This is a genomic window from Pseudomonas sp. P8_229 (genome assembly GCF_034008635.1).
Classification (GTDB): Bacteria; Pseudomonadota; Gammaproteobacteria; order Pseudomonadales; family Pseudomonadaceae; genus Aquipseudomonas.
In genome coordinates this window covers 5428685-5447298 of the sequence record NZ_CP125378.1, presented here as the reverse complement: position 1 = coordinate 5447298, position 18614 = coordinate 5428685, and the positions used below count along the sequence as shown (strand labels likewise).

General features: G+C 61.6%; 20 protein-coding genes and 2 pseudogenes. 10 read left to right on the top strand and 12 right to left on the bottom strand.

The window, feature by feature from the left end; genetic code table 11:
• Positions 1-111: 111 nt before the first annotated feature.
• Both QMK55_RS24525 and QMK55_RS24520 read left to right on the top strand, forming a co-directional pair.
• Positions 112-795 (top strand): response regulator transcription factor, encoded by a 684-nt coding sequence (locus QMK55_RS24525; RefSeq protein ID WP_102358438.1) that lies wholly within the window; start codon positions 112-114, stop codon positions 793-795.
• Positions 773-2167: a sensor histidine kinase gene (locus QMK55_RS24520; RefSeq protein WP_102358439.1), complete on the top strand. Its 1395-nt coding sequence runs from the start codon at positions 773-775 to the stop codon at positions 2165-2167. Before QMK55_RS24525 ends, QMK55_RS24520 begins: the two co-directional genes overlap by 23 nt.
• A gap of 139 nt (positions 2168-2306) precedes the next feature.
• Here the strand turns inward: QMK55_RS24520 and QMK55_RS24515 are convergent, their stop codons facing one another.
• Together QMK55_RS24515 and QMK55_RS24510 are read right to left on the bottom strand one after the other, a co-directional pair.
• On the bottom strand, positions 2307-2717 hold the full coding sequence (locus QMK55_RS24515) for an SRPBCC family protein (protein WP_320330125.1): 411 nt from the start codon (positions 2715-2717) through the stop codon (positions 2307-2309).
• Between the two features lie 30 nt (positions 2718-2747).
• Positions 2748-3545 (bottom strand): SDR family NAD(P)-dependent oxidoreductase, encoded by a 798-nt coding sequence (locus QMK55_RS24510; protein WP_320330124.1) that lies wholly within the window; start codon positions 3543-3545, stop codon positions 2748-2750.
• 379 nt (positions 3546-3924) lie between these two features.
• Here QMK55_RS24510 and QMK55_RS24505 point away from each other — a divergent pair, with 379 nt between their 5' ends.
• Positions 3925-4584 (top strand): methyltransferase family protein, encoded by a 660-nt coding sequence (locus QMK55_RS24505; protein ID WP_102358442.1) that lies wholly within the window; start codon positions 3925-3927, stop codon positions 4582-4584.
• A gap of 177 nt (positions 4585-4761) precedes the next feature.
• On the opposite strand, the pseudogene QMK55_RS24500 reads toward QMK55_RS24505, so the two are convergent.
• From QMK55_RS24500 to QMK55_RS24485, 4 genes and pseudogenes are all read right to left on the bottom strand, one after another.
• Positions 4762-5028: pseudogene (locus QMK55_RS24500) on the bottom strand (HAD-IA family hydrolase); the annotation flags it as partial.
• Between the two features lie 147 nt (positions 5029-5175).
• Positions 5176-5442 (bottom strand): annotated as a pseudogene (locus tag QMK55_RS24495) (HAD-IA family hydrolase); the annotation flags it as partial.
• Between the two features lie 147 nt (positions 5443-5589).
• Entirely contained in the window at positions 5590-6258 is a 669-nt protein-coding gene (locus QMK55_RS24490; RefSeq protein ID WP_320330123.1) for an HAD-IA family hydrolase, read from the bottom strand.
• A 78-nt stretch (positions 6259-6336) separates the two neighbouring features.
• A complete protein-coding gene (locus QMK55_RS24485; RefSeq protein ID WP_102358444.1) occupies positions 6337-6750 on the bottom strand; it encodes a response regulator in 414 nt (137 codons plus the stop codon).
• A gap of 199 nt (positions 6751-6949) precedes the next feature.
• On the opposite strand from QMK55_RS24485, the gene QMK55_RS24480 reads away from it, so the two are divergent.
• Positions 6950-7891: a class I SAM-dependent methyltransferase gene (locus QMK55_RS24480; RefSeq protein WP_320330122.1), complete on the top strand. Its 942-nt coding sequence runs from the start codon at positions 6950-6952 to the stop codon at positions 7889-7891.
• Positions 7892-8016: 125 nt separating this feature from the next.
• On the opposite strand, the gene QMK55_RS24475 is transcribed toward QMK55_RS24480, so the two are convergent.
• Positions 8017-8796: a helix-turn-helix transcriptional regulator gene (locus QMK55_RS24475; protein ID WP_320330121.1), complete on the bottom strand. Its 780-nt coding sequence runs from the start codon at positions 8794-8796 to the stop codon at positions 8017-8019.
• A gap of 111 nt (positions 8797-8907) precedes the next feature.
• On the opposite strand from QMK55_RS24475, the gene QMK55_RS24470 reads away from it, so the two are divergent.
• A complete protein-coding gene (locus QMK55_RS24470) occupies positions 8908-10023 on the top strand; it encodes a polyamine ABC transporter substrate-binding protein (protein ID WP_320330120.1) in 1116 nt (371 codons plus the stop codon).
• Between the two features lie 63 nt (positions 10024-10086).
• Entirely contained in the window at positions 10087-11205 is a 1119-nt protein-coding gene (locus tag QMK55_RS24465) for a P1 family peptidase (protein WP_320330119.1), read from the top strand.
• A 47-nt stretch (positions 11206-11252) separates the two neighbouring features.
• On the opposite strand, the gene QMK55_RS24460 is transcribed toward QMK55_RS24465, so the two are convergent.
• Positions 11253-11900, bottom strand: coding sequence for an NAD(P)H-dependent oxidoreductase (locus tag QMK55_RS24460; RefSeq protein ID WP_320330118.1), 648 nt, complete (start codon positions 11898-11900; stop codon positions 11253-11255).
• Between the two features lie 86 nt (positions 11901-11986).
• On the opposite strand from QMK55_RS24460, the gene QMK55_RS24455 reads away from it, so the two are divergent.
• Positions 11987-12625, top strand: coding sequence for a TetR/AcrR family transcriptional regulator (locus tag QMK55_RS24455; RefSeq protein ID WP_320330117.1), 639 nt, complete (start codon positions 11987-11989; stop codon positions 12623-12625).
• 192 nt (positions 12626-12817) lie between these two features.
• On the opposite strand, the gene QMK55_RS24450 is transcribed toward QMK55_RS24455, so the two are convergent.
• On the bottom strand, positions 12818-13504 hold the full coding sequence (locus QMK55_RS24450) for a GNAT family N-acetyltransferase (RefSeq protein ID WP_102358451.1): 687 nt from the start codon (positions 13502-13504) through the stop codon (positions 12818-12820).
• A 324-nt stretch (positions 13505-13828) separates the two neighbouring features.
• On the opposite strand from QMK55_RS24450, the gene QMK55_RS24445 reads away from it, so the two are divergent.
• The 3 genes from QMK55_RS24445 to QMK55_RS24435 all read left to right on the top strand — a co-directional run bounded on the left by QMK55_RS24445 (position 13829) and on the right by QMK55_RS24435 (position 15415).
• The gene (locus QMK55_RS24445; RefSeq protein WP_320330116.1) at positions 13829-14704 is read left to right on the top strand and encodes a hypothetical protein; all 876 of its coding nucleotides are present in this window, start codon (positions 13829-13831) and stop codon (positions 14702-14704) included.
• 133 nt (positions 14705-14837) lie between these two features.
• On the top strand, positions 14838-15161 hold the full coding sequence (locus QMK55_RS24440; RefSeq protein ID WP_102358454.1) for a YXWGXW repeat-containing protein: 324 nt from the start codon (positions 14838-14840) through the stop codon (positions 15159-15161).
• A gap of 41 nt (positions 15162-15202) precedes the next feature.
• Entirely contained in the window at positions 15203-15415 is a 213-nt protein-coding gene (locus QMK55_RS24435; RefSeq protein WP_102358455.1) for a YXWGXW repeat-containing protein, read from the top strand.
• Between the two features lie 15 nt (positions 15416-15430).
• On the opposite strand, the gene QMK55_RS24430 is transcribed toward QMK55_RS24435, so the two are convergent.
• The 3 genes from QMK55_RS24430 to QMK55_RS24420 all read right to left on the bottom strand — a co-directional run bounded on the left by QMK55_RS24430 (position 15431) and on the right by QMK55_RS24420 (position 18601).
• Positions 15431-15991: a YceI family protein gene (locus QMK55_RS24430; protein WP_102358456.1), complete on the bottom strand. Its 561-nt coding sequence runs from the start codon at positions 15989-15991 to the stop codon at positions 15431-15433.
• A gap of 92 nt (positions 15992-16083) precedes the next feature.
• A complete protein-coding gene (locus QMK55_RS24425; protein ID WP_102358457.1) occupies positions 16084-17079 on the bottom strand; it encodes an acyltransferase family protein in 996 nt (331 codons plus the stop codon).
• A 163-nt stretch (positions 17080-17242) separates the two neighbouring features.
• Positions 17243-18601, bottom strand: a complete 1359-nt coding sequence (locus tag QMK55_RS24420; RefSeq protein ID WP_102358458.1) for an MATE family efflux transporter — start codon at positions 18599-18601, stop codon at positions 17243-17245.
• Positions 18602-18614: the final 13 nt, after the last annotated feature.

Sequence of the window (18614 nt, the reverse complement as noted above, 5' to 3'; positions counted from 1 at the left end):
ATTCCGCAGCCTTGGCAAATCGCAGCTAAAACATGAAAGTTAATTTAAAGCGTCACGGAAAATACTTGGCAAAATGCTGCCATTCCGTTTGAACCGATCAAGGCCTGCTCTATGACTCGTATTTTGACCATCGAAGACGATGCCGTGACTGCCCGTGAAATCGTTGCCGAACTCAGCAGCCATGGCCTGGAAGTGGATTGGGTCGACAATGGCCGCGAAGGCCTGGACCGTGCCGTCAGCGGCAACTACGACCTGATCACCCTCGACCGCATGCTGCCGGAACTCGATGGACTGGCCATCGTCACCACCCTGCGCACCATGGGCGTGGCCACGCCGATTCTGATGATCAGCGCCCTCTCCGATGTCGATGAACGCGTGCGCGGCCTGCGCGCCGGCGGTGATGATTACCTGACCAAGCCGTTCGCCACCGACGAGATGGCCGCGCGCGTGGAAGTGCTGCTGCGCCGGCAGAACAGCGTCGCCACACAGGCCACCACCCTGCAGGTCGCCGACCTCGAGCTGGATTTGATCAGCCACGAAGCGCGCCGCGCCGAGCAGGTGCTGACGCTGCTGCCGACCGAATACAAGCTGCTGGAATTCCTCATGCGCAACAGTGGACAGATCCTGTCGCGAATGATGATTTTCGAAGAAGTCTGGGGTTATCACTTCGACCCGGGCACCAACCTGATCGACGTACACATCGGTCGTTTGCGCAAGAAGATCGACGCGGTGGGCAATGTCCCGTTGATTCGCACGGTACGGGGCTCGGGTTATGTCATTGCCGAACCCGTCTGACGGCTGGCGCTCTTCCAGCAGTCGTCTGCTGGCGCTGTACAGTTCGCTGTTCGTGGCGTGGAGCGCGATCCTCATGGGGGTCATGTATTTCGAGGTTTCCGGTTACCTCGACAACCTCGCCAAGCATTCGCTGATGCAACGCCAGCATCTGTTTTCGCACTTTCGCGGAGAGCAACTGGAAGAAGCGCTCGCCGCCAGCATGACCTTCGACATCCGTGGCATCGACGCCTATGGCCTGTTCGACGCCCAGGGCGTGTACCTCGGTGGCGCCTTGCAGCAACTGCCCGAAGGCCTGCCGCTGGACGGCAAGATCCACACGCTGGATGACTGCGCCGACTCCGACGACCCGACCCTGCCCGCCGACAGCTGCGACGCCGTGGCGACCCAGACCCGTGACGGTCGCTGGCTGGTGTTGCTGCGCGACAACGGTTCGCTGTTCGCGGTGACGCGGATCATTCTGCATGCGTTGTTCTGGGGCGTGTCGCTGACGATTCTGCCGGGGATTGCCGGTTGGCATCTACTGCGCCGCCGACCGATGCGCCGCATCCGCGCGATTCAGGACAGCGCCCAGGCGATCGTCGCCGGTGACCTGACCCACCGCTTGCCGCTGTCCAACCGCCGCGATGAACTGGACATGCTCGCCGCCATCGTCAACGCGATGCTCGATCGCATCGAACGCCTGATGCATGAAGTCAAAGGTGTGTGCGACAACATCGCGCATGACTTGCGCACGCCGCTGACGCGTTTGCGGGCGCAGTTGTATCGCATGCAGCAGCAGGCTGGCGAAGGCTCGCAGGAAGCAGCGCAACTGGATCTGGTGCTGGCCGAGGCGGACACGCTGATGGCGCGGTTTCGCGGATTGCTGCGGATTTCCGAGCTGGAAGACCGTCAGCGCCGCTCAGGTTTTATCGAGCTTGATCCGGTGAAATTGCTCGAAGAACTGCATGAGTTTTACCTGCCGCTGGCCGAGGAAGGCGAACTGCTGTTCGTGCTGAACATGCCGGAAACCCTGCCACCCTTGAATGGTGACCGGGCGCTGCTGTTCGAAGCGCTGGCGAATCTGTTGAGCAACTCGATCAAGTTCACCCCGGTCGGCGGCACGGTGATTCTGCGCGGTGTGAATGACGGCGGGCATACGCGGATCGAGGTCCACGATTCCGGACCGGGGATTCCCGAAGCCGAGCGCGAAGCGGTGTTCCAGCGTTTTTATCGGGCCGAGGGCGGGCAGCCGCAAAGCGGCTTTGGCCTGGGCTTGTCAATTGTCGCGGCGATTGTCAGCCTGCATGGCTTCACGCTTGAGGTGGGCAGCAGTGAGTTGGGGGGCGCGAAGCTGGTGCTGGATTGTCGGCAGAGTTTGATCGCCAATACCTGACAGGACATGCCCCCCCCTGTGGGAGTGGGCTTGCTCACGAATGCGTCGGATCAGTCGACATCTCCTTTGGATGACACACCGCATTCGCGAGCAAGTCGAATCGTCGCACCGCCGCTCACATAGGGGGATCTTTGTCACATCACGCGGGGTAGTTCGCCCGCAGTGCCTCAAGACCACCCTGGTAGATGCCATTGAACAGCGCCACCACTTCCTCATCGCTCACGCCTTTGGCGGTAAAGCGACCCGACCACGACACCCGCGCGCCCTGCCCGTGGGCTTCGACCTTGATCGTCGCCAGGTAATCGGTGGCCGGAAACGGCGCCTGTTCGATCGAATAGCTATAGGTCCTGGCGGCGTTGTCGAAGGCTTGCAGTCGTTCAATCACCACCGCGCCATCGGCGGTTTGCAGGGTGCGCACGCGCCCGCCTTCGCTCAGTTCACTGTTGGGAATGAACGGCAGCCAGTCCGGCAGCGTGTTGAAGCCGCCAATTAATTGCCAGACCTGATCGGCCGAAGCCGGGATGTCGATCGTTGCTGATGCAGTTGCCATAAATAAACGTGTCTCCAGAGTATTCGGGGTTCAGATCGCCATACTGTCGACGACGCCGCCATCCACGCGCAAGGCCGCACCCGTGGTGGCCGAAGAAAACGGCGACGCGATGTACGTGACCAGATGCGCCACCTCGGCGACGTCGGCCACACGCTGGATGATTGATGTCGGGCGAGCCCTGCGCACAAAGGCGTCGGCTTCTTCGCGCAGGTTACGACCGGACTCGGCCGCGGCGTCCTTGAGCATGTGTTCCACTCCACCGGTAAAGGTCGGCCCCGGCAGGATCGCATTGACCGTCACACCCGTGCCAGCCAGACGTTTGGCCAAGCCATGGGACACCGCTAGGTTGGCGCTTTTGGTCACGCCGTAATTGAGCATGTCGGCCGGCGTCGCCACACCGGACTCCGACGACAGGAAAATCACCCGTCCCCAGCCCTGCTCGACCATCGCCGGCACGTAATGCCGCGACAGGCGCACGCCGGAAATCACGTTGACCTCGTAGAAGCGTGTCCACTCGCTGTCTGGCGTGTCGAAGAAATCCACCGCGTCGAAGATCCCGAGGTTGTTCACCAGAATGTCCGCACGCGGTTCGGCGGCGAACAGTTTTTCTGCGCCTTCGGCGGTGCCCAGATCAGCCGTCACACCGCGCAACTGTGCACCCGGCACCCTCTGCCGAATGCTCGCCAGCGCCTGTTCAACCTTGGCCGTGTCCCGACCGATCACCACAACGGTGGCGCCGGCTTCGGCCAGCGACTGGCTGATGCCCAGACCAATGCCACCCGTGCTGCCACTGACGATGGCCAGTTTTCCACTCAAATCGATTTTCATGGGTTCACCTCTTCGATTGGCAATACACGGACAAATAGAAGGAATGGATCAGCGTAGACGCGATATTGGCTGGGTGAACACGTTGCCGACCGACGACCGGCGTTGCTGAGGTCCTTTGGCAAAAGGCATGTCCGGTCGCGATTGATACGACGCCGTCGTCGGAACGCCGCCCGGAGCATGCCCGCTCCCACAGGGGATCGTCGGCGGGACGGCGATCTTGGGGCTGGCCAAGCTCAAGGCGGGAGTGGGCTTGCTCACGAAGGGGCCGGTACATCCAGCATTAATCCTGACTGACTCGACGCCCTCGCGAGGATGCCCGCTCCCACAGGTTCAGCGGCGTTCTACACTGAATGGGTCAGCTGCCTGTTAAGAGATCACCATGAAAATGTCTGCGCAAATGATCGTGGTCGCGGTGCTCGCCACCCTCGCCTACCTGGGGCTTGCGGTGTGGGGCATTGGCGGGCCGGCGGTGTTCTTTGCCCACGGGGCGCTGGTGGTGATTGCGCTGGCAACCGTGTTGATGGTGGTGGCGTCGCTGTTCACCGATGTCAACATGAGTTCCGGCGAGCGCGAAGACCGCGCCAATCGCTGGGTGATTCCGGCGTTCGCGGTGATCGGGGTGGTCAGCGGGTTTCTGCCGGCGTATTGCGACCGCCTCGACTTCTGGACCTTCGGCGGTGAAGGGGTGCGCTGGCTCGGCGCGCTGCTGTTTATCGTCGGCGGCGCGCTGCGCCTGTGGCCGGTGTTTGTGCTGGGCCGACGTTTCAGCGGGCTGGTGGCGATTCAACCGGGGCATCGCCTGGTCACTGACGGCATTTACACGCGCCTGCGCAACCCAAGCTATCTGGGGCTGGTGGTCAACGCGATGGGCTGGGCGCTGGCGTTTCGCTCCAGCGTCGGGTTGATACTGGCGGCACTGACGCTGATCCCGCTGATCGCCCGCATCCACTCGGAAGAGGCGCTGCTGCGCGGGCAATTTGGCGCTGAGTACGATGCTTATTGCGCGCGCAGTTGGCGGTTGTTGCCGGGGGTTTACTGACGCCATCTCCAGCAGGCTGGCTCCTGCAGTGTCTGATTGTGAACACCATTTCACGGACCCACATAGATCCAGTGTGGGAGCGGGCTTGCTCGCGAATGCGGTCTGTCAGTTACAAGTGGTGTCGACTGATCCACCGCATTCGCGAGCAAGCCCGCTCCCACAATGAATCACGTTGTTTCAGGTTATTTGCAGGTGCAGTTGGCCTTTGCCGTCAACGGTGATGCTGAGCGACTCGTAACTGTCGAGGGTCGCGTGCGTGGTTTCGAGGGGATGCTGGTGCGTGGTGGTGATGATCATCAGCGCCGCGCCCGCCGCTTCAGCGGCCTGGATGCCAACGGTGGCGTCTTCGAAAATCAGGCAGTCGCAAGGCGCAAGCCCAAGGCGTTGCGCCGCCAGACGATAACCCGCCGGATCAGGCTTGCCAGCCGTCACATCTCCCACAGTGTTTGATTGTGAACACCGTTTCGCGGACCCACATAGATCCAGTGTGGGAGCGGGCTTGCTCGCGAATGCGGTCTGTCAGTTACAAGTGGTGTCGACTGATCCATCGCTTTCGCGAGCAAGCCCGCTCCCACAATGAATCGCGTTGTTTCAGGTTATTTGCAGGTGCAGTTGGCCTTTGCCGTCAACGGTGATGCTGAGCGACTCGTAACTGTCGAGGGTCGCATGCGTGGTTTCGAGGGGATGCTGGTGCGTGGTGGTGATGATCATCAGCGCCGCGCCCGCCGCTTCAGCGGCCTGGATGCCAACGGTGGCGTCTTCGAAAATCAGGCAGTCGCAAGGCGCAAGCCCAAGGCGTTGCGCCGCCAGACGATAACCCGCCGGATCAGGCTTGCCAGCCGTCACATCTCCCACAGTGTTTGATTGTGAACACCGTTTCACGGCCCGACATAGATCCAGTGTGGGAGCGGGCTTGCTCGCGAATGCGGTCTGTCAGTTACAAGTGGTGTCGACTGATCCATCGCTTTCGCGAGCAAGCCCGCTCCCACAATGAATCGCGTTGTTTCAGGTTATTTGCAGGTGCAGTTGGCCTTTGCCGTCAACGGTGATGCTGAGCGACTCGTAACTGTCGAGGGTCGCGTGCGTGGTTTCGAGGGGATGCTGGTGCGTGGTGGTGATGATCATCAGCGCTGCGCCCGCCGCTTCAGCGGCCTGGATGCCAACGGTGGCGTCTTCGAAAATCAGGCAGTCGCAAGGCGCAAGCCCAAGGCGTTGCGCCGCCAGACGATAACCCGCCGGATCAGGCTTGCCAGCCGTCACATCTTCGGCAGTGATCATCACCGCAGGCTCGGGGATCCCCGCTGCCGCCATGCGCCGCAACGCCAGATCCCGTGGCGCCGACGTCACCATGGCCCAGCGCTCGGCAGGCAGGCTGTCGAGAAACGCCGCAGCGCCGGGAATCTGCACAATCCCTTCCACGTCGTCGATTTCCGCCTGAGCGATGAACGCCGCTTGCGCCTCGGCGTCCACCCCCGGCAGGTTCAGGCGGCGGATGGTATCGATGGCGCGCACGCCGTGAATGGTCGGCAAAAACGTCTCGACATCAACCCCGTGGCGTTCAGCCCACGCGGCCCAGACCCGCTCGGCAGCGGCAATGGAGTTGAGGACGGTGCCGTCCATGTCGAACAGGAACGCGCCGAACGCGCGACCAAAGAGGTTATCGTGAGCAGACAAAAGGTCGCATCCTTTGACAAGACGGGGCAGATTGGCCGGGCAATGTAGCATTTTTGCCCGACGATTCGACCCGACACCTCAGTGCAGTCGCGGGGCCTTGGACTTGAACGCGCTGTCGACGCAGTCAAGCAACTGGCCGATGGCCCAGGGCTTCTTGATGAACGCCACCGGGTGCTTGACCCCGGATGTCTCCGGGGTTTCATAACCGGACATGACCATCACCGGTTTGTCCGGCCAGCGCTCGCCGACCAGATTGGCCAGCCCGGCGCCGTTGATTTCACCGGGCATGGTGATGTCGGTCAGCAGCAAGGCCACTTCCGGCGCGTGCTCTTCCAGATACAGCTTGGCGTCATCCGCGCTGGTGCGCGGTTCGACCACAAAACCTTCCTCCTGAAGAATTTCGCAGAGAAACTCCAGAATCAACGGATCGTCCTCAACCACCAGAATCAACCCGCCAGGAAGGTGCGCGCTCGCCGTCGGTGTTGGACTCATGAACTGACACTCCCTGAATTGCATTAACGATTTAGCGGCTCGAATCCGCTGCTTATCTGGTATGAGCAGCGCGCCCTGCATAAATTCATTTTTGATACGGGTCTTTTCTTAACAGTGCTGATCGGCCTTGGGTGACCGGCGTTCGCCAGGCAGGTTTTGTGGTTAAAATGCCGGCCCTTTTACTTGCCGACCATGACTGATGAACCCTGAAGCCCTCGCCACCCTCCGCGCCCATCTGCTGCCTGCACTCGCCGCGGCACCGAGCGAAACCCGCCGCCTGTTCCATGGACGCGGACGTTGCTGGCCGGGGCTGGAACAACTGACGGTGGACTGGCTGCAAGGCGTGGTGCTGGTCTCGCTGTTCAAGGAACCGGTGCCGGAGCAGCTCGAAGCGCTCAAGCACTTGCTGCTCGACATCAGCGCCTCGACCGAATGGCAACAGTGCGGCGCGCACACTTTGCTGCTGCAACACCGTTACCTGCCGCAAAGCACCGCCGAATGGCTGCTGGGCAACGAGATCGACGAGATGAGCATCGTCGAGGGCGGCTTGCAGTACCGCGTCGACCTGGGCCGCAAACAGAACGCCGGGCTGTTTCTCGACATGCGCTTCGGACGCAACTGGGTGCGCGAGCAGGCCGCGGGCAAACGCGTACTGAACCTGTTCGCCTACACCTGCGGGTTTTCCGTGGCGGCGATCGAAGGCGGCGCCAGCCATGTGGTCAACCTCGACATGTCCCGCGCAGCCCTGAGCCGTGGCCGCGACAATCACCGGTTGAACGGGCATGACCTGAGCAAGGTGAGCTTTCTCGGCCACGACCTGTTCAAGTCCTGGGGCAAGGTGATCAACAGCGGCCCGTACGACCTGGTGATCATCGACCCGCCGTCGTTCCAGAAAGGCAGCTTTCTGCTGACCAAGGATTACCAGCGGGTGCTGCGCCGCTTGCCGGAATTACTGACAGCGAACGGCACGGTGCTGGCGTGCATGAATGATCCGTCGTTTGGCTCGGACTTTCTGATTGATGGCGTGACTCAGGAAGCGCCGAGCTTGCGCTTCGAACAACGGCTGGAGAATCCGCCTGAGTTTCCGGATGTCGATCCGCAGAGCGGCCTGAAAGCCCTGGTCTTCAAACGCCTCGACTGACACAGCGCAAATCCCCTGTAGGAGTGAGCCTGCTCGCGATAGCGTTCTGTCAGTTGATGAAAATGTTGACTGACCCACCGCTGTCGCGAGCAGGCTCACTCCTACAAGGGGGGATTTGTGGTGGGTCAGGCAGTCGGGGGGCGCAGCACCAGCGCAAACAGCTCGCCATGCCCGTTTACATTGAGTTTGTGATAGAGATTGCGCCGATGGACTTTCACCGTCTCCGGTGAAATGCCCATCTGCTGGGCAATGGCCTTGCTGGAAAAGCCCTGCAGAATCAGCCGCGCAGTGTCGACTTCACGGGCGGTCAGGCGTGCATCGAAGCGGTCGAGCAAGGTCGCCAGGTCTCCCGCCACGGGTTCAGCGCCCGCCCCTTGCGGCGGCAGCAACTGCATATGGCGACGCATCGCGGCCAGCACCCAGTCGCGCGCGCACAGCAAGCGCCCCTGCTCGGTCAGGTCGAACGCCATCGAGCGCCCGAGTGACAGGCCCAGTACGCCGCCCTCGACGTTGATCATGAACTGCAACTCGTCTTCGCCCACCACCGAACGGAAATAACTCTGGTAATACTCGCTGTGCAGAAACTGGTCCGGCGCCACCGAAGCCAGGCTGTGCAAGCCGTCGGCAATGCCGGTCGAGGCGGTTTGATAGAACGGATCGAGCAGGTACATCCCGGCGCTGTAGCTGGCCAGTTCCTCCTGCTCATCGGCGCGACCCTTGCTGTCGAAATCGATCAGCAACCGCGGCGCCTGCCCCGCCTGCATCAACGCCACCAGCGCGTTGTCCAGCGGCACCAGCAGCCGCAGCGTGTCCACCAGCGCGCGCCAGAAAGCGTCCTGCCCGACCGTGGCAAACACCCGCGCCAGACCTTGATGCACCGGCAACTCCCGCAACAACGCGTCCACGCACTACCCCTTTTGAGTAACCCATGATGGGAATGGGTCAGACGTGATCGGCCCGATAGGCTGAGCACTCCCGATCATCACCGGCCTGCCGCAGGCCAGGAGTGCCGCATCATGCGTTGTCGTCGTGGCTATATCAACTTGGGCATCCACCTGAGCCTGCTCGCCTGTATCGGCGGCGTGTCCGCCGCCAGTGCCGCCGACGCACCGAGCGTGCACGTCTACAACTGGTACGACTACATCGGCCCCAACACCCTGGCTGACTTCAAGCGCGACAGTGGCATTCAACCGGTTTACGACACTTTCGACAGCGCCGAAGTGCTCGAAGGCAAACTGATGACCAGCCGCAGCGGTTACGACGTGGTGGTGGCGAGTAACTACAGCCTGCCGACGCTGATCAAGGCCGGCGCACTCGCCCCGCTGCCGCGCGATCAGTTGCCGGGCTGGAAGAATCTGGACAACGACCTGCTGAGCAAACTGGCCAACAACGACCCCGGCAATCAATACGCCGTGCCGTACCTGTGGGGCACCAACGGCATCGGCTACAACGTCGACAAGGTGCGCGCCGCCCTCGGCGACAAGGCGCCGGTGGATTCCTGGGACCTGGTGTTCAAGGAAGAGAACCTCGCCAAACTCGGCCAGTGCGGGGTGGCGATGCTCGATTCGCCGTCGGAAATGCTCCCGGTAGCCCTGCACTACCTCGGACTGCCGCCCAACAGCACCCACCCCGAGGACTACCAGAAAGCCGAAGCGCTGCTGCTCAAGCTGCGCCCGCACATCGCCTATTTCAACTCGTCGAAATTCATCAGTGACCTGTCCAACGGCAACATCTGCGTGGCCGTGGGCTGGTCCGGGGCGATGCTCGAAGCCAAGATCAATGCCGAGCAGGCGAACAACGGCGTGAAGATCGCCTACAGCCTGCCCAAGGAAGGCGCACCGGTGTGGTTCGACACACTGGTGCTGCTCAAGGACGCGCCGAACCGCGTTCAGGGCCTGGCATTCATCGACTACCTGCTGCGCCCGGAAGTGATCGCGCCGGTCAGTGATCATCTGTCGTATCCAAACGGCAATCGCGCAGCAACGCCGCTGGTGGCCGAGGCCACTCGGGATAACCCGGCGGTGTATCCGTCGGCTGCGGCGATGGCCACCTTGTACACCCTTGAACCGCTGCCCAAAGCCACCGAGCGGGTGCGCACGCGGGTGTGGAGCAAGGTCAAGAACGGCCAGTAAACCCACCACCATTTCCCTTGTGGGTCGGTGAACAATCCAGCAACGTTAGAGAGACTGAATTCGATGAAACCCCGTGCCCGTGACCTCAATATCCGCATCGGCCAACTGCAACACGGCCCGCTCAACGCCATCACCGACGTCCCCGGGGTGCGCGTCGGCCACAGCAATGTGCGTGGACGCAGCGAGGCCGGGCGCGATATCTGCACCGGCGTCACCGTGATCGAACCGCGTCGCGGCTCGACCAACCAGCAACCGTGTTTCGCCGGGGTGCATGTGCTCAACGGCAATGGCGATGCCACCGGCCTTGAGTGGATTCGCGAGGCCGGGCTGCTGACCAGCCCCATCGCCTTCACCAATACCCACAGCCTCGGCGTGGTGCGCGACGCGTTGATTGCGCTGGATCGCCAGCAGCAACCCGACGACGGGCGTCTCTACTGGAACATGCCGGTGGTGCTGGAGACATTCGACGGGCTGCTCAACGACATCAACGGTTTTCACGTCAAGCCCGAGCATGTCGCCGAGGCACTGAATTGCGCGCATGACGGTGCCGTCGAAGAAGGCGCAGTCGGTGGTGGCAGCGGCATGATCTGCCATGAATTCAAGGGCGGGATCGGCAGCGCGTCGCGCCGATTGAGCCGCGCGCAAGGCGGCTGGACGGTGGGGGCGATTGTCCAGGCCAACCACGGCATTCGCAGCGAGTTGCGGGTCGACGGTTATCCGGTGGGCCGTTACATGGAGCAGGTGGATTCACCGTTCCTGCGCGCTGCACTGCCACACCCGGGCATGGGTTCGATCGTGGTCTGCCTGGCCACCGATGCGCCGCTGCTGCCGCATCAGTGTACGCGTCTGGCGCAACGGGCCAGCCTCGGCCTGGCGCGCAGCGGCGGCGGCAACGAAGACCACAGCGGTGACATCTTCATCGCCTTCGCCACCGGCAACGATCACGTCCCGCCTGCCGCGTATGAAGGCAAAGGTGCGCCCACCTGTGACGGTTTGCGCATGGTCAATAACGACCACATCAGCGAGCTGTTCCTGGCCGCCACCGAAGCGGTAGAAGAAGCGATCATCAATGCCCTGCTCGCCAGCGACAGCACTGAAGGCAACGGGCATGCGGTGCCGGGGCTGGACAAGGAAACCTTGCTCGCCGCACTCGCCAACGCCGGCTGGCCCGGCACCCGCTGACATTAAAGATACCCTGTGGGAGCGAGCCTGCTCGCGAAAGCGGTCTGTCAGCTGGCGATCAGTTCGACTGCACGGGTGCCTTCGCGAGCAGGCTCGCTCCCGCCCGGAACCGGGAATATCCGGACACCGATTTTATAAGCCGTTTGCAAATGCCCCTGCGGATCACTCGACTCCGACTCCAGCAGCAACGTCGAACTCTGCACCGTCGCCCCGCTGTAATCGAAAATCCCGTGCTCGATCTGCGCCTTCATCGCCTCAGCATAACCATGACGCTGAAACGCCCCGGCGTCCGCCCCGCCCAGCCCGACCAGATGCACGCGCAGGCGCTGCAGCTTTTTAATGTGCTTCTGGTCACTGCCATAATCAAACGCCCAGCCATTGCTGAACACCCGGTCGATCCAGCCCTTGAGCAGCGCCGGCATCGACCACCAGTACACCGGGAACACCAGCACCAACGCATCAGCGCGGTCGATCCGCGCGTGCTCGGCCTGCACGTCGGCGGGCGGCAGCGCTTCCCGGTGATGCACGGCGAAATCCGCTGCGCCGAACACCGGCTGGAAACCTTGCGCATACAAATCAGCGATTTCACAGGTATTGGCCGGTTCAGCCTGGGTCAGGCCCTCGGCAATCTGTGTCGCCACGCTGTGGGTCAGCGAACGCGGCTGATGATGCGCCACAACAATCAATGCATGCATGGGAATTCTCCTGTAAGTTTGCGCTGACCAAGGGCTATGTACTCTTGGTAAGTTACGAACAGTAAGTTACGTTTGGTATATTAGCGATGTCAACCACTGAAATGACCGAAGCCGATGCCCCTGCCCAACCGCGCCGTCGTCTGTCGCGCGAAGATCGCAATCGCCAGTTGCTCGACATCGCCTGGCAGATCATCCGTGCCGAAGGCACCGATGCGCTGACGCTGGGTTATCTGGCGGACAAGGCTGGCGTGACCAAACCGGTGGTCTACGACCACTTCACCACGCGCTCGGGCCTGCTCGTGGCGCTGTACCGGGATTTCGACACGCGCCAGACGGCGGTGATGGACGCGGCCATCGACAATTGCCCACCGACACTGATCGACACCGCGACGGTGATCGCCACCGCGTATGTCGATTGCGTGCTGTTGCAGGGCAATGAGATTCCGGGAGTGATTGCGGCGTTGGGTAGCACGCCGGAGCTGGAGAAGATCAAGCGCGATTACGAGGTGATCTTCCTCGAAAAGTGTCGCCGAGTGCTGCAACCGCTTGCTGCTGGTGGCGAAATCACCCAAGCCGGTTTGCGCGCCATGCTTGGCGCCGCCGAGGCACTGTCGAATGCCGCCGCCAGCAGTGAAATCAGCGCGGATCAGGCCAGGGAAGAGTTGTTCGCTACGCTCATCGCGATGGTCGAAAGAGCTGCCGCCCGCGCGACTAGCGGTACTTGAGTCGGCCCCCGCGCATTCCCATGATGAAGATACGCAGTCGCTTCACTCCTGAGCGTCTGCGTAGGGAACGGGTGCTCTGAACCCCAAATCAAGCCCGTTCCTTGTTTCATGCGCAGCTTGAGCCTCGTGGGCTCTACTTCTCCCCATCAAAGAGCCTTGAGGCTCTTTTTTTGTCTGTTTTTTGCGTCAGACTCAGTGCAGCGTCAAACGCTGGCGCACGAATTCGTCAGTGTGACGGGTGACCTGATCCAGATGCCGGTCGCGCTGTTTTTCAGCATCGAGCATCGCGCGCTTGCCGTTTTTCTGCAGCAGGTAGGTGTGAATCTGTTGCACTTCCAGCGAGCGATAGATCGGCGTGGTGTCGATAAAACCGCGCAAGCCGTTGCTGCGGTAATGCCGGGTGCTCATCAGCACCTGAGTCTCACGCGCGCCGATCACCTCGAAACCCAGCGCCTCGAAGTACGGCACTTTGCCGACACTGCAGGTCAGCTCGGCATGCGGATAACGGCTGACCATCTCGCCGATCATCGCCCGCGCCACACCCTGGCGCCGATACCCTTCGCGCACGGCCATGTAGGCGACGCTGCAAGCCTCCCAATCGCCCTGCACCGGCAGGTACAAGAGGAACCCGATGACCAGCTCCGGGTCGTCCTCGGCCGTCGCGACCAGCAACTCCACCTCGGTGCCCTTCTCGCCGTTCAGCGCTTCCAGATACAGATGCACCTCATAGCCAACCGCGTACTGATAGACGTTGTACAGCAGGTTGCTCGGGCCGAGGCCGACCGCGCTGATGTCGGTCAGATAGTCGACCACCAGTTGCAGAATCTGGCTGTTGACGCTTTCAGGGCATGGGGATTTGTAGTGGGTGATGCGTGGCATGACAGCTGAACTCCGGCGGCAAAGACATGTTGCCAGCGGTCGGGCTGCCGGCGAACCGCGACATCATACCGTGCCCGGCCCGGCCAGGGCCTAAAGTTCCCGGATCCAGCGCCGATGCAGCGGCTTCCAGCGTCTGGCATCACCAAAGATCAGGTCATGTTCTATCCCCGCGAAGCCGCAAGAGACCACCTAGATAACCGTATCGTCATGATGACCGGCGCCGGCCGTGGCGTGTTTGCAGATTGCGAACTACAACAAGATGAGAGGGATACATCCGCTGCTGCTATCACAGGGTGACGCTGACCAGGATGCTCGGAGCATGAAATGAAAACACGACGTCGATTTTCGTTGGCAGCCTTACCGTTCCTTGCAGCGCCTGTGTGTTCCGCCGCCGACGGCCCCACGTTCAATGCGCCATACATGGATGTCCCTACCGCAGAGCTCCTGCAGAAGCAGTTTGCGATTCCTGCTCATCTGATCCCGCTGTATCAGATAGGCGGACACTTCTACACCGTTTCTTACATCGCCGAGCTGGCAGGTGTCGAACGCAGCAGAGCCGACAGGTTGACGTGCTTTTCTCAGGCGCCGGACGCGATAAGCACTTACAACGCCATTCCGGTCTCGATCAAAAATACCTTCTACGACCGAACCTGGCGGCACCAGATCGTCAATTCACTGCATTCATTGCATGGCGGCGACAGCCAGGCCGTCGCTGCCAGACGGTCCAACCTGCAAAGACTGGTGGCTGCCTCGTATGCGAAGGGCACAACGTCGGACTGGAAAACCGGCTTCCTGATCCATGCGCTCGGCGACAGCTATGCACATGTCTACGGACCGTTTGAAGCACCCCATGCCTACCCCGAGGCCTACGGGCATCTCTTCGCGTTATTCCAGAGCCCGGATGACGTTTATGCCGGCGAGAACTACCGAGCGTTCGATGTTTACATCCACGCCCTGTTCGACACGCTCAAAGATGCGCAACACGCCGGGGAACGCAGCAAAGTCGATGATCTCGCCTCGATCATCAAAAGCAATGCCGGACGGGGTAATAAACAAGACTACCGACTCATTTCTCTGATGATCAGCCTGACACATGCGCCAATTTCGGAAAGTGATTGCACCCGCATCAATGCCGAACTGAACGAAGCGGATGTCCGCACATTCCTGGCCGAACTGACCCGTAAACTGAAAGCCCCCTAGCGCTCGACGGGCCCTCCAGACACCTGCCCGACTCTGAAGAAAATTTCATCTCTTGCAGACCGGATCTTTTGCCGATTTGGCGTCCAATTCTTCAACTGCGTTGTCTTTTTCACGCAGGCCTTGAGGAGTTGTCATGAGCGTTTTGCGTTCCCTGTTCAAATGGCGAAAGACCTTGCTGCTGGTGCCGATGACGCTGGCGGCGCTGGCCAGTGCACCGGTGTTCGCCCAGCAGGTGGTGATCGTCCAGCAAGCCCCACCGCCAATGCGCATGGAAGTGATGCCCGGGCCGCGTCACGGTTATGTCTGGGACCAGGGCCATTGGCGTTGGGAAGGACGTGGTTACGTGTGGATGCCCGGTCACTGGCAACCGGTGCGCTACGGCGCGCACTGGCGACCGGGGCATTGGCAGGCGCGCGGGCCGAACTGGTTCTGGGTTGAAGGGCACTGGGTGCGCTGAAATCTCGTCAACCTGAGCCTCTCAACTATAAGGAACACCCCATGTCCAGAAGCATTAAAACCTTGATCGCCGCGTCGCTGGTGGCCATCACCTTGTCCGGCTGTATCGTCGAACCGGCCCGTCCGCACCGACCACCGCCGCCGGTGGAAGTCGTGCCGGTCATGCCTGCGCCGGGCTATCACTGGGTCGCCGGTCATTACCGCTGGGGCGGCCATGAATGGCGCTGGGTGCCGGGACACTGGCGGGCCTACTGATCCGGTTGGCTGGCGTCACTGCTGTGGCGCCACCACCTTGAATTTGATGGCAATGTCGTTGGACACCACCGTGTCCGCCCACTCTCCCGCTCCGAGCCCGAACTCGCTCCTTTTGAGGACCAGTTCGCCGTCGAAAATACCTATCGCGCTTTCCGGTTTCAGCTCGACCGGCACCTGCACTGCACGAGTGATGCCTTTGACGGTGAGCTGGCCGGCGATCAGATAGTGGTTGTCCGCCACCCGGGTAAACCGGCTGGATTCGAACACAGCCACGGGAAAGCGCCGGGTATCGAACCACGCCGGCTTCACCAGCTCCGTATTGGCGTCCTCGCTGCCGGCGTCAATGCTGTTGAGGTCGATGTGCAATGTGGTGTGAGCGCCGGCGAGGTTGTCGCTGTCGAACTGCAGCGTCGCGTCGAACTTGCCGAAGGTGCCGTACATCAGCGAGCCCATCTGGTTGTAGGTAAAGCTGATCTGGCTGGCGGTGGTATTGACGCGGTTGTATTCAGCGGCCTGCGCCGCGCTCATGACGTACAGGCAGGCAAACAGTGCCACAGCGGTGAATCGAGCACGCATGGGATTCTCCGGACAGGGCAAACCTTCGAGGCCTCGACTGACTTAAGCAAACAACCGGCGGATGCGCCATGTCATCTGTCTGCCGGTGCGCCTCATGCGGTCGTCTCGACGCCTTGGATTTGCACGCGCTGGCGCGGCCCGCGACGCAGGCGATGGCGCAGTGCCAACGCCGGGCGCTCGACGCAGTAATAGGAAACCCCGCTCAGCGCAAAGGCCAGCACCAGCACCGCCACGACGATGTGCGCGTCGTAGGGCACCGGCCAGAAGCCGCGCAAAAAGTACATCACCACAAAGTGATTGAGGAACACACCGTAGCTGATATTGCCGAGGAACTCGTCAACCCGGTGATACTTGAGTCGGGTCAGCAGGTACACCGCCGCAATGCCCAGTGCGATACCCAGGCTCACCTCCGCGTTGAATGGACGACGTTCGATGACTCCCGTCATAATCGCCACGAACAGCAATCCCGCCACCAGCGCCGTGCCGACCGCGATGGCCAGGCCTTTGGCCCGCGGCCGGTACAGATAGCTGCCGCACAGGAAGATAAACAGCACCCCCGGCAGCAACCGGTAACCGTAGATATCGGTATTGAGATAGCCCAGACACGCCAGCATGAAAATGCCAACCGACAGCACAAACGCAGCGCCCCGCGCCTTGAAGATCAGCAGGAACGGGATCACCAGGTAGAAACACAGCTCCAGCCCCAGCGACCAGGCCGGAGGCAGGATTTCAGTCCCCGCCACTCCGAACATGTAGAAGCCGAGCGGCAGCATGAGCACACTGCTGACGATGGTCTTCAGCGTCAACTCCGCCGCCTGGGGCGTGCCGGGCAGCAGGAAGTGGATCACCGCACAAGAGACGACGAAGTAGAACAGGAACTGCGGAAACAGCCGCAAGGCCCGGTCCACATAGAACCGGCCGATTTCCCCGGGCGCGTTGTAGTTGCGTTCGATGAGCGAGGTCATGACAAAACCGCTGATGATCAGGAACGAGATGACGGCCACCACCCCCGGGTTGAGTCCTGCGACCGTCTTGCCCATATGAGAAACGGCGACCAGAACCGCCAGCAACAGACGAAAAGCTCCCATCGATACCCTCAAGCGTCCTTATCGTTATGGCGGCTAAGCTACGACGCTTTGCACGACAATGCCAGCGGCACAAAAAAGGGCCGCCCCACCGGGCCGCCCTCTCTCGATCCTCCAGTGGGAGCAAGCCTGCTCGCAAAGAGGTCGGCCCTGCTCGCGGGGTCCTTCAGACCAGACGCTCGATCTTCTGATGCTGCCAGACCAGTTTGTAATACAGGGTCTGCAACACCAGCATGCCCAGATACGCCACCGGGAACCCCATCCACACGCCTTGCAAGCCGTACTGCCCATCCAGCCAGTAAGCCGCCGGCAGTTGCACGCCAACCACACAGACAATCGCAATCGCCACCGGCACCAGCACCGTGCCGCTGGCGCGCATGATGCCGCCGATGATCGCCTGAAAGCCGAACACCAACAGGCTCCAGAGCATGATGTGCAGCAAGTGCTCCGCCATCACCCGGGTCGAGTCTTCAGTCAGGAACAGCCCCAGCAACCAGTGCGACAACAGGTAACCGAGCACGATCAAACCGCCGGTGAGGCACACGTTGATCAACAGCCCGGTGCGCAGGATCGGCGTCATGTGTTCCAGGCGTCCGGCACCGATGGCCTGCGCGCCGAGGATCGACGCAGTGATCGCAATCGACAGCGCCGGGAACTGCACGTAGTTGACGATCTGCGTCACCGCGCCATAGGCCGCCGTCGCCTGCGAACCGTGCTGGTTGACCAGCGCCAGAATCACCAGCTCCGAGAGTGACAACACGATCATCTGCACCCCGGTCGGCAGGCCGATGCGCAGCACCTTGCCGAGAATCACCCCGTCCAGCCGCAGTGCAGCAAAGAACTCGCGGTCCGGCGCCAGCGGATGGCGCTTGCGAATCAACCGCCACGCCAGCCACGCCATCGCGCACAGGTTACCGGCCAGACCGGCGAACGCCGCGCTCTGAATCCCCAGTTGGGGCAGACCGAACCAGCCGCGAATCAACGCCGGGGTCAGCGCCAGCCCGACGCACGTTGACACCATCAACGCCAACAACGGCGACACGGTATCGCTGACCCCGCGCAGCAATTGCGTGAACAGCACAAACACCAGCATCGACGGCAGAATCCACATCATCACGTGCGCATAGGCCACTGCATCGTCCAGCACATCCGCCGGCGTGCCCAACCCCTGCAAAGCCTGCCGCGCGAACACACTGCCGAGCACCGCCGCCGCCAGCCCGATCAACACGCCCAGCAACAACGTCGCCCCGGCAATCGCCTTGACCATGTGCGCCTCGCGCGCGCCCCACGCCTGGCCGATCAACACCCCGGCGCCCGCACCCAGCCCGATCACCAGCGCGATAAAGAAAAAGATGATCGGAAACATCCCCGACACCGCCGCCAGCGCCTGCGTACCGAGCATCTGCCCGATGTAAATGCTGTTGACCGTGCCCGACATCGACTGCAGAAAGTTGGACAGCACCATCGGTGCGAGGAACAGCAGGTAGGTTTGCCAGAGGGGTTTGGCGGCGGTCGGGGTTTGCATTGAGGATCCGTCT

Excerpts from the sequence above, each read along its gene's own strand:
- QMK55_RS24510 (WP_320330124.1), bottom strand. The coding sequence starts at position 3,545 with ATGAAAATCGATTTGAGTGGAAAACTGGCCATCGTCAGTGGCAGCACG.
- QMK55_RS24430 (WP_102358456.1), bottom strand. The coding sequence starts at position 15,991 with ATGCGTGCTCGATTCACCGCTGTGGCACTGTTTGCCTGCCTGTACGTC.
- QMK55_RS24480 (WP_320330122.1), top strand. The coding sequence starts at position 6,950 with ATGAACCCTGAAGCCCTCGCCACCCTCCGCGCCCATCTGCTGCCTGCA.
- QMK55_RS24450 (WP_102358451.1), bottom strand. The coding sequence starts at position 13,504 with ATGCCACGCATCACCCACTACAAATCCCCATGCCCTGAAAGCGTCAAC.
- QMK55_RS24440 (WP_102358454.1), top strand. The coding sequence starts at position 14,838 with ATGAGCGTTTTGCGTTCCCTGTTCAAATGGCGAAAGACCTTGCTGCTG.
- QMK55_RS24470 (WP_320330120.1), top strand. The coding sequence starts at position 8,908 with ATGCGTTGTCGTCGTGGCTATATCAACTTGGGCATCCACCTGAGCCTG.
- QMK55_RS24465 (WP_320330119.1), top strand. The coding sequence starts at position 10,087 with ATGAAACCCCGTGCCCGTGACCTCAATATCCGCATCGGCCAACTGCAA.
- QMK55_RS24445 (WP_320330116.1), top strand. The coding sequence starts at position 13,829 with ATGAAAACACGACGTCGATTTTCGTTGGCAGCCTTACCGTTCCTTGCA.
- QMK55_RS24425 (WP_102358457.1), bottom strand. The coding sequence starts at position 17,079 with ATGGGAGCTTTTCGTCTGTTGCTGGCGGTTCTGGTCGCCGTTTCTCAT.
- QMK55_RS24455 (WP_320330117.1), top strand. The coding sequence starts at position 11,987 with ATGTCAACCACTGAAATGACCGAAGCCGATGCCCCTGCCCAACCGCGC.
- QMK55_RS24520 (WP_102358439.1), top strand. The coding sequence starts at position 773 with ATGTCATTGCCGAACCCGTCTGACGGCTGGCGCTCTTCCAGCAGTCGT.
- QMK55_RS24485 (WP_102358444.1), bottom strand. The coding sequence starts at position 6,750 with ATGAGTCCAACACCGACGGCGAGCGCGCACCTTCCTGGCGGGTTGATT.
- QMK55_RS24460 (WP_320330118.1), bottom strand. The coding sequence starts at position 11,900 with ATGCATGCATTGATTGTTGTGGCGCATCATCAGCCGCGTTCGCTGACC.
- QMK55_RS24435 (WP_102358455.1), top strand. The coding sequence starts at position 15,203 with ATGTCCAGAAGCATTAAAACCTTGATCGCCGCGTCGCTGGTGGCCATC.
- QMK55_RS24525 (WP_102358438.1), top strand. The coding sequence starts at position 112 with ATGACTCGTATTTTGACCATCGAAGACGATGCCGTGACTGCCCGTGAA.
- QMK55_RS24515 (WP_320330125.1), bottom strand. The coding sequence starts at position 2,717 with ATGGCAACTGCATCAGCAACGATCGACATCCCGGCTTCGGCCGATCAG.
- QMK55_RS24505 (WP_102358442.1), top strand. The coding sequence starts at position 3,925 with ATGAAAATGTCTGCGCAAATGATCGTGGTCGCGGTGCTCGCCACCCTC.
- QMK55_RS24420 (WP_102358458.1), bottom strand. The coding sequence starts at position 18,601 with ATGCAAACCCCGACCGCCGCCAAACCCCTCTGGCAAACCTACCTGCTG.